General features: G+C 36.5%; 9 protein-coding genes. 5 read left to right on the top strand and 4 right to left on the bottom strand.

Annotated elements, in window-relative coordinates; translation table 11 throughout:
- Nucleotides 1–451: 451 nt before the first annotated feature.
- The 4 genes from msrB to IPI31_13460 all read right to left on the bottom strand — a co-directional run bounded on the left by msrB (nt 452) and on the right by IPI31_13460 (nt 4,686).
- Nucleotides 452–877, bottom strand: coding sequence for a peptide-methionine (R)-S-oxide reductase MsrB (gene msrB, locus IPI31_13475; GenBank protein MBK7568826.1), 426 nt, complete (start codon nt 875–877; stop codon nt 452–454).
- 40 nt (nt 878–917) lie between these two features.
- Nucleotides 918–2,339: a redoxin domain-containing protein gene (locus IPI31_13470; protein ID MBK7568825.1), complete on the bottom strand. Its 1,422-nt coding sequence runs from the start codon at nt 2,337–2,339 to the stop codon at nt 918–920.
- Nucleotides 2,336–3,673: a bifunctional folylpolyglutamate synthase/dihydrofolate synthase gene (locus tag IPI31_13465; protein ID MBK7568824.1), complete on the bottom strand. Its 1,338-nt coding sequence runs from the start codon at nt 3,671–3,673 to the stop codon at nt 2,336–2,338. Before IPI31_13465 ends, IPI31_13470 begins: the two co-directional genes overlap by 4 nt.
- A gap of 245 nt (nt 3,674–3,918) precedes the next feature.
- Nucleotides 3,919–4,686, bottom strand: a complete 768-nt coding sequence (locus IPI31_13460) for a hypothetical protein (protein MBK7568823.1) — start codon at nt 4,684–4,686, stop codon at nt 3,919–3,921.
- A gap of 457 nt (nt 4,687–5,143) precedes the next feature.
- Here IPI31_13460 and IPI31_13455 point away from each other — a divergent pair, with 457 nt between their 5' ends.
- From IPI31_13455 to IPI31_13435, 5 genes are all read left to right on the top strand, one after another.
- The gene (locus IPI31_13455) at nt 5,144–6,394 is read left to right on the top strand and encodes an MFS transporter (protein ID MBK7568822.1); all 1,251 of its coding nucleotides are present in this window, start codon (nt 5,144–5,146) and stop codon (nt 6,392–6,394) included.
- Between the two features lie 48 nt (nt 6,395–6,442).
- Nucleotides 6,443–6,784, top strand: coding sequence for a cytochrome c (locus tag IPI31_13450; GenBank protein ID MBK7568821.1), 342 nt, complete (start codon nt 6,443–6,445; stop codon nt 6,782–6,784).
- Between the two features lie 552 nt (nt 6,785–7,336).
- On the top strand, nt 7,337–8,896 hold the full coding sequence (locus IPI31_13445; GenBank protein MBK7568820.1) for a SulP family inorganic anion transporter: 1,560 nt from the start codon (nt 7,337–7,339) through the stop codon (nt 8,894–8,896).
- Between the two features lie 251 nt (nt 8,897–9,147).
- A complete protein-coding gene (locus IPI31_13440; GenBank protein MBK7568819.1) occupies nt 9,148–10,959 on the top strand; it encodes an ABC transporter ATP-binding protein in 1,812 nt (603 codons plus the stop codon).
- A 671-nt stretch (nt 10,960–11,630) separates the two neighbouring features.
- Nucleotides 11,631–12,359 (top strand): hypothetical protein, encoded by a 729-nt coding sequence (locus IPI31_13435; protein MBK7568818.1) that lies wholly within the window; start codon nt 11,631–11,633, stop codon nt 12,357–12,359.
- The last annotated feature ends 394 nt before the right edge of the window (nt 12,360–12,753 follow it).

Genomic DNA, 12,753 nt, shown 5'->3' with positions numbered 1-12,753 from the left:
TCAGGAGAAAATCAATCGTGCTATCGAAGGAAATCTCGTTGAATGAGAAATGAGTAATGAGAAATGAGTTTAGATCCAGGAAGGGAGCATACTTATTGCTCGCGATTCAGCATTCTAGAGTTATTGTTTAGGAGTTAATTCTTCCGGCATTTGTGGAGCACACTCATTACTCATTACTCATCACTCATTACTGATTCCATGATCCGAAATTAAAGCCCGACCCGAAGTATTCTCACCACTCACTATTCGCCACTCACATATCATTAGTCAGGAGTAAATTCATCCGGCATTTGTGGAGCACACTCATTACTCATCACTCATTACTGATTCCATGATCCGAAATTAAAGCCCGACCAGGAATATTCTCACCACTCACCGTTAAGAGTCAATAGTCAGGAGTAAATTCATCCGGCTTTTGAAGAGCATTCTCACCACCACCACTTGCCTCTCCCTATTTCCCCCCTTTCTCCTCAAATTTCAGTGAAGCCGAATTAACGCAGAACCTTTGACCCGTTTCGGTTGGGCCATCATCGAAAACATGTCCTAGGTGGCCACCACATTTATTGCATAATATTTCTGTGCGTGTCATGCCAAATGTTTTATCAGAAATATATTCTATTACGCCTTTTTCCACTTCTTTATCAAAAGCCGGCCATCCGCAACCGGAGTCAAATTTCGAATCCGATAAAAATAATTGTTGTCCGCACCCGGCACAATAATAGATTCCATCTCCAAAAAAATGATCAAATTCGCCGGAAAAAGGATGTTCAGTTCCTTTTTTGCGCAAAATGCGATATTGTTCCGGACTCAATATTTTTTTCCATTCTTCCTCTGTTCTTACAACAGTATATTTATTTTCGCTATTTTTATTTTCCATAATTAACTAGTATTAATTTAATTTCTAAAATTGGAAATTATTATTCCGATTTTTCCATGTCGATCTGGTGCATTATAATTTCCTTCACCTGATCAACACCAATTTTTTTTCCAATTATTTTTTTATTCTTATCCAAAATAAAGATCATTGGGGTTTGATCAACATTGTATTTAACCTGGAAACTTTCCTTGTTTTTAATGTTTGCAACATTTATCCAGGAATAAGGATGTTCGCGCAACCATTTTTTCCATTTATCAAATTCTTCTTCCGAATACACCGCATAAAATTCAACGCCCAATGGGGATAATTCACCATACAGTTTTTCAAATTTCGGCATATCCTTTTTGCAATGTCCGCAATCAGGGCTCCAGAAAACGATAACCGTAAATTTTTTATTGATGGAATACAAGGCAATATCATTATTTAATGAGTCTTGTAAGATCAATGGTGGAGCCTGTTTTCCAATTAGGATCGGCCTTATTTTATCGGCCTGTGCCTGTATGCGGTATAAACCCACATCATCCAACCAAAATGCCTGACCGGTGGAATAGTATTTATCAACAAGATAAACATATACCGCATCAAATCCCATGATCTTAGAATTGGCATATTCATTTAATAACATTACTGTTACAAATTGAAAAGTGTATTTATTTACTTTTGTTTTATTGATTATAAAATCAACAGCAACATTTATAGAGTCAGGTGTTTTCTGTACATAATCCTTTAAATATTTTTTGATGCGGATATCATACATATTTGTGCGCAAAAGTCGCTCGTCATTAAAATTAATATTATCAAAATAATGCGCTCTAACATATCTAATAGGAAAAGTAGAATCCTTTGTGCCATCCGGATTTAGAGGTGCTTCAGGGATCTTAATATCCGTAATACATTTTAGAAAAGAGGAATAAAACAATTCAGGATTTTCATTGATTATTTTCGCACGTTCATCTTCCACTTGTTTATTAACCGCTTTCATTTCTTCCTTAATCGGTTTTCCTTCTTCCGAAGTTTCGCCAACGCTTTGCAAATTATTTTTTAATACGGTTATCTCATTTTTTTTTGTATTTATAAAATTGAGATCTTCATAAAAAATTGCATTCTCCTTTGAACCGGTTACCTTCATATTTTTAACAAAATCGAAAGTATCGGTTTCCATTTGAAATTTTGGTTCCTTACCACTGACAATAAATTCAAAATATTTATTCTTCAAAGAAGGGGCAACACATAAATAAATTCCGCCTGGCAAAGTATCATTTCCGGAAAAAACAGCTTCACCATTGCTATTTATTTTTACGGTGTCGATCACATATTGTTGTGCTCCATAATGATGTGCTAAAAAAAGGGTTGTATCGGAAACCCCTTTTATTTTCATTTTAAACTCATAGGAGGTTAAAACCTGCGCACGAAGGTTTAACGATATAAAGATGATGGATAGGAGGAGTAAATTTCGTTTCATTTTCTCTTTTCTTTATTGGATAATGTTATTTTGAGGTGGTCAAAAAATTCGAGTGCCTCAGCCACCACAAAAATACTGCCGCATATTAATAATAGGTCATCCTGCATCATTTCTTCCCTGGCCGCTTGAACGGCTTCGGTCACATTCAGGAAACTTTTGCCTTGTAAACCTGCAGTTTTAGCTAATTGTTCCAATACCGCTGTTTCTAAGCCCCGTGGAATATCGGGTTTACAAAAATAATAGATCGCTTCCTTCGTAAACTTAAGTAGATTTGCCTGCAGATCCTTATCGTTTACAGCTCCTGTAACTATATGCAAATTATGGTGAGGTGTTTTTCCAACCTGATCGAACAATTCCGCAAGTCCCGCACTGTTATGCGCACAATCACAAATTATGAGAGGATGTTCGGATATTATCTGCCATCGTCCGGCAAATCCTGTGTTTTTCTTCACCTGTTTCAATCCCTCATAAATTGCTTCATCAGGAATTTCCACACCAATATTTCTTAATACCTCAATAGATTGAACGGTGGTTTTGATATTTTTTAACTGATAACTACCCGTAAGGTCAAGCATTAAATTTGGGAAGATCAATTGATCTAAATAAGATATATTTAATTCCAGAGCATTTAATTCTTCAGACAAATTTTCTACCTCTACATTATCATCGGCTAAAAATAATGTAGCATCAAGTGAGTTAGCTTTTTCCAAAAAAACAGGAAAGGTTTCCTCACTAAATTCACCTATCACTACGGGTATATTTTGTTTAATGATCCCAGCTTTTTCTCCTGCAATTTCCTTTAAAGTATTCCCCAACATCACCTGATGGTCATAACTGATATTGGTTATAACCGATAGGATAGGAGTTATCACATTAGTAGAATCCAATCTCCCCCCCAAACCAACTTCTATCACTGCAATATCAATTTCCTTTTGTGCAAAGTAATCAAACGCCATTGCCACTGTTATTTCAAAAAAGGAAGGTTCAATTTGCTGTATGTGTGGCTTTATTCTTTCAACAAAATCGATCACAAATTCTTTTTCGCACATTATGCCATTCAAACGAATACGTTCACGAAAATCGAGCAGGTGAGGAGACGTATATAAACCCGTTGAATATCCTGCTTCCTGCAACACCGAAGCCAACATATTTGATACAGAACCTTTCCCATTAGTACCCGCAACATGAATACTGGTGAATTTTTTATGCGGGTCATCCAAAATTTTAAGTAAGGCAAAGGTATTGGTCAGATCTTTCTTAAATGCCGCAGGACCAATGCGTTGATACATTGGTAAGTGGGTGAAAAGATAATTTATGGTTTCCTGATAAGTCATTCTGCTTCAAAATACAATACAGGTGCAAAATGAATTAAAATACCCTGAATAAGAAAATTTGAGGAGTTTAATATATAAACATTACCTCAATTTTCTTATTCAGGGTGCCCCTGAATAAGAAAATTGGAAGTTTGTTCTTAAAACTTGAAGATCTGATATTTTCTATTCAGGGTTATACGCAAAAATGCCCCCGTTTTACCGGGGGCACTCCTTTCATACTTCAATAACAGTTGTGTTTCAAAGCATTATTGTAACTTAAAGTGGAAGGTGATATATCCAATTTGAGATTCTGACGCATTGTTATCAACAGCAAAAGTTGTTTTCATTGCGGCCGCTTTAGACTGGGCTATCAGATAAGTATCAGTAATGGTAGAACCACTGCGTTCGTAATCTGCTTTTGTCACTTTACCATTTCTATCCACAGTGATCTTAATTTTTACATCACCAATTTCATTGTGATCAACACTCAATTTTGGAGGTGACTTAATTTTACGGTCACCAAGTCCCGAAACATCATAACCATCTCCTTTAGTACCTAAACCATTTCCACCATCAGGAATACCATTGGGATCTCCCTGGTTTCCGGTTCCACCTTTATCTCCATCGCTGGATGAACCTTTATCTCCTTTATTTTTGATCTTATTTGGATCAAATAATTCATCTTTATTAACGGGTTTGGTTGATTCAACCGGTGTTTTCTTAATATCAGCTTTAGGTTTAGTGATCACCTTTTTATCGGGTATCACAACACTTTCTTCTACATCCTGAGTAATTGCTTCCTGCTCTAAGGGCTGAGTTTGAGCTGAGGAAGATGACTCTGCAATTGCAGGTTCATATTCCCCGAAACCTGAAATGTCAGTTCCGAAATCGATGAGTAATCCTTCGGTACCTTCAGGAACCTTTGGAGTAGTGAAACCAATGAACATAATTGCTACCAACATTCCGACAATGGTAGTGGTAATGGCGCCGCTGATACGTTTAGTTTTCGATTCTAATTCTTTCCAGGTCTTCATAATTTTACTTTTATATAACAGATGATCGTAATTACCAAATTACACAAATCTCATTCCCTTTTTTATATAAAACTCAAAAATTGGGGTAAAAATCTTTAATTTATTCAACAAAACTCACCCTTTTGTAAATTTAATAACGATTTAGAGATAAGAAATGGTATATATAACCTACAAATTTAATTGGTAAAAGGCGCCTATTTTCTAACCTTTAAACGGGTTATAGTGCGATTGTATGTAAAAAAGGACGTTTTAAATCTTTTATCTCTGGTTCTTGTGTACTTGAGTAGGTGCTTGCTTCATGCACATGCATTTAAAAAAAGCTAAAGTTTAATCTATTAATATTGCCTCTTTAAACTTGAAAGGAACGAAATTGCTTAAAAGAGTATTAAAGGTGCTTGTATTGCCCATTTCTTCCAAAAAAAAGAAGAATTCACGTTAAAGCAAAGCATCCATATTTATGAGTGAGAATATTAAGAAAGAACAGGTTTTTACCAAATACGAAATGTTCCTGATCGCCATTCTGGCGTTTTTGCAGTTTACGATCATATTGGACTTTATGGTGCTTTCGCCATTAAGTGCAATTTTATTACCTGAATTAGAGATAACACCTGCGCAATTTAGTCTGGTGGTGTCAGTATATGCAATTAGTGCGGGTTTAAGCGGTTTATTGGCTGCGGGATTTGCCGATAAATACGACAGGAAGAAATTGTTATTATTTTTTTACACCGGATTTATTATCGGCACTTTTTTATGCGGATTTGCTCCGGATTACACTTCTTTATTAATTGCAAGGGTTGTAACCGGTATTTTTGGAGGGGTGATCGGAGCTATCATATTTGCCATAACCACAGATGTATTTCAATTGCAGGTAAGGGGTAGAGTAATGGGATTTATTCAAATGGCCTTTGCAGCAAGTCAGGTGCTGGGTATACCGGTTGGATTGTATCTCGCAAATAAAACAAACTGGCATTCTCCTTTTATTTTAATTGCCTCTATCAGCGTAATTGTTTATGTAATTATCATTTTAAAAGTTAAACCCGTAGCTGATCATTTAAAATTAAAAAAGAATATTACATCCTTTCAACATTTTAAGCAAACCATCAGCAAAAAACGATATATCACCGGTTTTGCAGCAACGACACTACTTGCAACAGGAGGATTTATGTTAATGCCTTTTGGAAGTGCGTTTACAGTAAATAATCTTAAAATAGAACTTGATCATTTACCCATTATTTATGTTATCACCGGATTATTCACCATTGTTGCAGGACCCATTATTGGAAGATTAAGTGATAGGGTTGGAAAATATAATATGTTTATTGCCGGTTCCATTTTATCCATGATAATGGTTCTCATTTATTGCAATCTTGGAGCTACACCATTATGGGCTGTGATCATGATAAATGTGATTCTTTTTATTGGAATTACCTCGCGAATAATTTCTGCATCAGCATTAATGTCAGCCGTTCCGGAGCCCGCCGACAGAGGTGCGTTCATGGGAATCAATGCATCCGTTCAACAATTTTCAGGAGGAATAGCGGCCTTTTTTGCAGGCTTAATAGTTGTGCAGGAAGATTCCGGATATTTAGATCATTATGATTGGTTGGGATATGTTGTTGTGGTGGCAATGATAATAACTGTATTCATGTTATCATTCATAAATAAAATGGTTACAAATAAAATAGAAGCCAAGCAGTGGAAAAGTTGAATTAATTTGCAAACCTGAATATTTTTCTATTTTTACAAAAAAAGATCTATGAAATTCCGACTAACTTATTATTTGTTTTGCAGTTTATTTATTTTAACACTAGCAGCATGTAGTGCATCCAAATCAACAACATCTACACTAACTTACTCAAAAGACGTTAGTAAAATAATAGATCTCAACTGTGCGGGTTGCCATAATGCAGAACGGCCTGCCGGTGGAATTAATCTTACCACTTATGAAAATGTTAAAGAACAAAGTGTAAACGGAAAATTGATCCCCGCTATTCAGCATGCAGAAGGAGTGGAGTCAATGCCTAGAAAATCACCAAAACTGGATGATGTTTATATTCAAACCATCGTGAATTGGGTGGCGACTGGGGCGGCATTTTAAAAGGACAAAGGACATATGACATAGGACATAGGACTTGACTAAGGACAAGGGAAGGCGACATTGGTTAACGAAATTGCGTCAGGTATCAGGAAAACAAAAACGGAGTCAGTGAGGCTCTCGCTCCCAGCGAGGGTCTCACTAAGGGTATAAGACCTAAGGTAACAAAGGTTGGGATTAGCAAAATTCGGAGTCAGTGAGGCTCTCGCTCCCAGCGAGGGTCTCACTAACGGCATAAGACCTAAGAAAACAAAGGTTGGGATTTGCAAAAATTCAGAGTCAGTGAGGCTCTCGCTCCCAGCGAGGGTCTCACTAACGGCACCATAAGAAGGTATCAGGAATCAAGTATCAGGTATCAGGAAAACAAATGGTGGGATTTTGGGTATTAAGAATCAGATATCAGGTATCGGCAAAACAAAGGGTTGGATCTAGTAAAATTTCGCCAGAAATTTAAACTCCTTACTCCTCTCTCCTTTCTCCTCCTCCTTATTAACAAAGAAGTGGTTACAACTTTTATGTAATCCTAATGGATTATATCCACCTTTGAGGTCTGTTATGAGTTTGGTTAAACGCAGATTTCATTTTTACTTCTTATCCTTTTTAAAACACGATCTCAAATCAAGTATCACGGTTTTTTTTGTTGCACTACCACTTTGCCTTGGTATTTCTTTAGCGAGTGGGGCTCCTTTGTATTCCGGACTTATTGCGGGAATTATTGGCGGCATCGTTGTTCCACTTATCAGCAGATCAGAATTAAGTGTAAGTGGACCCGCTGCAGGTTTAACTACCATATGCGTGGCAGCAATTTCTGGTCTCGGCGGAATAGAAATATTTTTTTTATCTCTCATGCTTGCCGGAGTTTTGCAGATATTATTGGGTGTTTTAAAATTGGGTGGATTTACACAATTTATTCCTTCAGGAGTGATTAAAGGAATGCTTACGGCGATTGGAATTATTTTAATATCAAAACAAATTCCACTTTTGATAGGGTATGATCAACCCGACTTCTGGACAAACGAATTATTTAATGTATTCACTTTTGAACATGGATTTAAAATGAATGGCAATTTATTGCAGCATATTTCTATTGGTCCTATTGTAATTGCAAGTTTTTCTTTTTTGCTTATATTTATTTGGAAAAAAACATTTGCAAATAAATTTTCATTTATACCAACAACCTTTTTAGTGGTTTTTTTCGGAATAATATTAGCATTTTTATTTGAACATTATATTCCGTTTTTAAAATTATCACCTGCACAATTTGTCAACATTCCGGAAAATATTTTTTCAGAAATAAAGTTTCCGGACTACACTGCACTTTTTATGAATGCAGCAATTTGGAAGACTGCTGTAATAATTTGTTTTGTTGCTTCGCTTGAAACATTACTTAGTATAACTGCTATTGATAAATTAGATCCAAACAATAGAATTACCCCTCAAAACAGAGAATTAGTTGCACAAGGTTCCGCAAATTTAATTAGCGGTTTTTTTGGAGGATTACCCATCACTGCAGTAATTGTAAGAGCTTCGGCTAATGCGGAAGCCGGTGCCAAAACACGCTTATCGGCATTTATGCATGGAGTATGGCTTTTATTGGCGATATTATTTGCAGTCAGTTTATTAAATCTGATTCCCTATTGTGTACTTGCAGTTATTTTAATCAGAACCGGTTATAATCTCGCAAAACCAAAAATGATACGCGCAGTTTATAAACAAGGTAAAGAACAATTCTTTCCATTTTTGGTAACCGTAATTTCTATTTTATTTACCGATCTTTTAATTGGTGTGTTAATAGGAGTAGTGTATGCAATTTATTTTTTAATTAAACATACTTATAAAGCAGGATTTACACTTAAAGAAAATCGTGAAGGGCATACTCCGCATTTTACGCTCGATCTCGCACTTAATGTGAGTTTTGTAAATAAAAAACGAATTCTGGAAACACTCGATAAAATGCCACAATATTCCATAGTAGAGATCATTGGTACCGACAGTGTTTACATCGACAGAGATGTATTAGAAATATTTGCAGAATTCAAATCAAAAGCACATAATAAACATATACAACTTATATTAAGAGATATTCCTGATGTGGAAATTTTGGAGTTACATTAAGTGGGACATAGGATTTAGGATATAGGACATAGGACACATGACTTGACATAGGACAAGGGAAAGGGACAGGGGATAGCAATATTGTATCGGGTATCATGTATCATGGAAACAAACAGTGGGATCCGGTAAAATTTCGCAAGAAATTTAAACTCCTTACTCCTCTCTCCTTCCTCCTCTTATGCACACCCCTTTTTTCTTTATCTGAACTACCATGCCTACTTTTGAGTTGTAGCGAATCAGGTAATACTTTTATGAAAATACTTTTTAAATATCTTCAGCCCTTTAGATGGCTCGTTTTTTTTGTTTTATTCCTTGCCGCGATCAATACCGGCTTTTCTCTGGTCGACCCGATCATTCTTGGGCATCTGGTAACTCTTGCTAATACGTATCAGACAAATTCCGCTGAATACACCTGGCATACCTTCTTTTATTCATTTTCATGGCAGCAACCCGGAGTGTTGATGTTATTGTTGTGTTCTGTTTCTGTTGCAATGATAAGTCGTATCGCAAAAAACTTTCAGGATTATTTTCTTAACGTAGTTACACAAAAATTTGGTGCTAAAATATTTACGGATGGTTTACAACACGCCATGAAATTACCTTACCAGGACTTTGAAGATCAGCGCAGTGGAGAAACTTTATCCATTCTTTCCAAGGTTAGAATCGACGTTGAGCGTTTTATGAATATGTTCATAAACGTGCTCCTGGGAATTTTTGTGGGAATTGTTTTCGTATTCGTTTATGCTGCAATTTATATACATTGGTATATTCCTGCTGTATATTTTATAGGCATCATTTTACTCACCTATATCTCTAATGTTTTGAGTAAAAAAGTAAAGATCATTCAAAAAACCATCGTTGGAAAAACCACTGCTTTAGCAGGTGCAACCACCGAATCTTTGCGAAATATCGAATTGGTGAAGAGCCTTGGATTAACCCATCAGGAGGTGGATCGACTCAATAAAAATACTTATAAAATACTCGGATTAGAGCTCACGAAAGTTAAACGAATCAGAAGCATCAGTTTTATTCAAGGCACCTTTGTAAATACCCTAAGACAATTGATCCTTTTCATTTTAATGTGGCTCATATTTAAAAATGTGATGGATGCAGGACAGTTAGTTACCATGCAGGTATTTTCTTTTTTCGTTTTTGGTCCTTTGCAGGATATTGGAAATATCATTTTATCATACCGGGAAGCCGAAGCATCCCTCAACAATTTTAATGTTTTGATGAATAAGGTACCAGAGGCAAAACCGGATAATCCTGTTCATTTAGGAACTATAGAAAAACTCAAATTTGAAAACGTTCGTTTTAAACACAAAACAGCTTCTAATCATGCAATCGATGGAATCAGTTTTGATGTTAGATCGGGAGAAACCATTGCATTTGTTGGTCCTTCAGGCTCAGGTAAAAGTACATTGATGAAATTATTAGTAGGCTTATACCGACCACAGGAAGGCAAGATTTTATACAACGGGATCGACGAAAATTCCATAGACTTTAACGATCTCAGAAATCAAATAGGTTTTGTTACACAAGACACCCAGCTTTTTTCCGGTACTATCAGAGAAAACCTCATGTTCGTAAACCCCGAAGCCACCGAACAAGACCTTTTGGATGTAATTCATAAAGCCAGTTGCGATAATTTATTGGCAAGAGCCGAAAAGGGTATTGAAACTGTAATAGGTGAGGGGGGATTAAAATTATCGGGAGGAGAAAAACAGCGTCTTAGCATTGCGCGTGCACTTTTAAGAAAACCCCGTTTGCTGATATTTGATGAAGCTACAAGTTCACTGGATTCATTAACAGAAGAGGAAATTTCCAATACCATAATCGGAATAACCCAACAAAGAAATCAGATCACTATACTTATTGCGCACCGTTTAAGCACCATCATGCACGCGGACAGAATTTATGTTCTGGAACAAGGGGAGATGGCAGAAACAGGTTCTCACGAAAAACTATTGGCCGAAAAAGGATTGTATTATGCCATGTGGAGACAACAGGTTGGGGAACGTAAAAAGATTACTGCACCAATTGTTGATGAAAAGTTGAACTAACATAGTTCTGAGTTCTGGGTTCTGGGTTGAAAATTGTTTCATTTGTAGAGCAGCAATGCATTGCGGCTCTACAAATGAAACAATTTTCAACAATCGTGACTGCGACTTTGTTAATCACCTAGCTCATTACGAAGGAGGATTTCTCGCGAGTCTAAAGTTAATGGTCAGGAGTAAAAACATTCGGCTCACGAGTAGCAAACTCATCACTCATAACTCCCGTCCGACCAGGTCATCCGGGCGGGCATTACTCATTTTCTGATGCGATCGTCAACCATCAATAGGAGCATCCTCACTACTCACCACATAATTCGTGAATCGTCAATCGTAAATCGTGAGTCCGTCAACGCTAGACCTAAAATTCAGCGTCTTTTATGTAATTTAAGTAATCTCCATAAATACCTTTTTATGTCAATAGTCATTAGTCCACAGGTGTTCGGAAGAAACTGAATCAACATTCCCTTTGTGTACAAACTACTTGTACATCAGCTAGTTATGTTAGATTTTTGAAATATGTTTATTGGCGACATATTAAAGGTGCTACCAGACTCTTTATTAGAAGAACTGGCCCTTGAGACCGGGGTCAATAAATATTCTAAAAAATTACAAGGCGAGATTCTTTTAAACTTCTGATCTATAGTATTGTAAGTAATAAGGACAATAGTTTACGAGGCATGGAGTCTGCCTATGAAACATTGGCATTCAATGTTTTGAATCAGGAAGGAACGAAATCGAGTATACGTTACAGTTCGATCAGTGAACGTATAAAGACAATGGACTATCGATATTTTGAAAAATTATTTAATAAATGTGTTGAATTATATGGATCAATTATTGGCGAAGAACATTCGAAATTATTACGGTTTGATTCAACAATTATAACTGCATCCGGAAAGTTATTAAAATGTGGTTATGTAATAAAGGGTAGTGCTGCTGCCTATTTAAACCAGTTAAAATTTACAATTGGTTTTTCGGAAATACCCATTAGTGCAGATGTCTATAGTGGTTCCATACCTGTTCCGGAAAATACTGCACTTCGAGCAGCGGTTCTGGAGCACCAACCGTCGAATGAAAATGCGGTAAGAGTCTTTGATAAAGGTGTTTCTGGCCGAAATACCTTTGAAGAACTTTCTAAAAAAAAGATACCATTTGTCACTCTGTTGTTTGCCAATAGTAACCTTGAAATTATAAGTGAAAATTTTATCAAGGAAAAAATTATAACAGAAAAACTGACCATCGAATCAGATTGTTGGGTTCATTTATTTAAAAGAAATGGGAAAACAGAAATACCATTTAGATGCATCCACACAATACAAAATAAAACCGGTGAAGTGTTGCGTTTTATAACGAATATCCCTGACCTAAGTGCGGAGGAAATTTGTACGCTGACCTGTGGTCATTAGTCAGGAGTAAATACATTAGGCAAACGAGGAACTTACTCACCACTCACTACTCACCACTTTCAATCAATAGTCATTAGTCAGGAGTAAATGCATTCGGCTTACGAGGAGTACCCTCATTTCTCATAACTCATTACTCATTTTATGATGCGATCGTAAACCTTCAATCGGAACATCCTCCCCACTCACCACTCACCCAAGTGAGACCCCCACTGAAAAAGTGCGAGCCTCACTCACGGGATCGAAACCTTAGTGTAAAATCTACACACCTAAAAATTAACTAAATTTAACGTTGCTATAGCAAACTAATTCGGCACAGCTCCGTTATATAGTTGTGTGTTTTCATGGGGATCAGGGGTTGTTTCACGAAAGTGAGCACCCCTGTTTTGTTTAAGTA

The sequence above is a fragment of the Bacteroidota bacterium genome (assembly GCA_016706865.1).
In the GTDB taxonomy this organism is placed as follows: domain Bacteria; phylum Bacteroidota; class Bacteroidia; order Chitinophagales; family BACL12; genus UBA7236.
The sequence above is the reverse complement of the archived record's forward strand: the minus strand, read 5'-3'. Positions and strand labels throughout refer to the sequence as shown.

What these genes read in the sequence shown, in the direction of transcription:
- IPI31_13465 (MBK7568824.1), bottom strand. Translation starts at nt 3,673, where the DNA reads ATGACTTATCAGGAAACCATAAATTATCTTTTCACCCACTTACCAATG.
- msrB (MBK7568826.1), bottom strand. Translation starts at nt 877, where the DNA reads ATGGAAAATAAAAATAGCGAAAATAAATATACTGTTGTAAGAACAGAG.
- IPI31_13435 (MBK7568818.1), top strand. Translation starts at nt 11,631, where the DNA reads ATGGAGTCTGCCTATGAAACATTGGCATTCAATGTTTTGAATCAGGAA.
- IPI31_13470 (MBK7568825.1), bottom strand. Translation starts at nt 2,339, where the DNA reads ATGAAACGAAATTTACTCCTCCTATCCATCATCTTTATATCGTTAAAC.
- IPI31_13455 (MBK7568822.1), top strand. Translation starts at nt 5,144, where the DNA reads ATGAGTGAGAATATTAAGAAAGAACAGGTTTTTACCAAATACGAAATG.
- IPI31_13445 (MBK7568820.1), top strand. Translation starts at nt 7,337, where the DNA reads ATGAGTTTGGTTAAACGCAGATTTCATTTTTACTTCTTATCCTTTTTA.
- IPI31_13460 (MBK7568823.1), bottom strand. Translation starts at nt 4,686, where the DNA reads ATGAAGACCTGGAAAGAATTAGAATCGAAAACTAAACGTATCAGCGGC.
- IPI31_13440 (MBK7568819.1), top strand. Translation starts at nt 9,148, where the DNA reads ATGAAAATACTTTTTAAATATCTTCAGCCCTTTAGATGGCTCGTTTTT.
- IPI31_13450 (MBK7568821.1), top strand. Translation starts at nt 6,443, where the DNA reads ATGAAATTCCGACTAACTTATTATTTGTTTTGCAGTTTATTTATTTTA.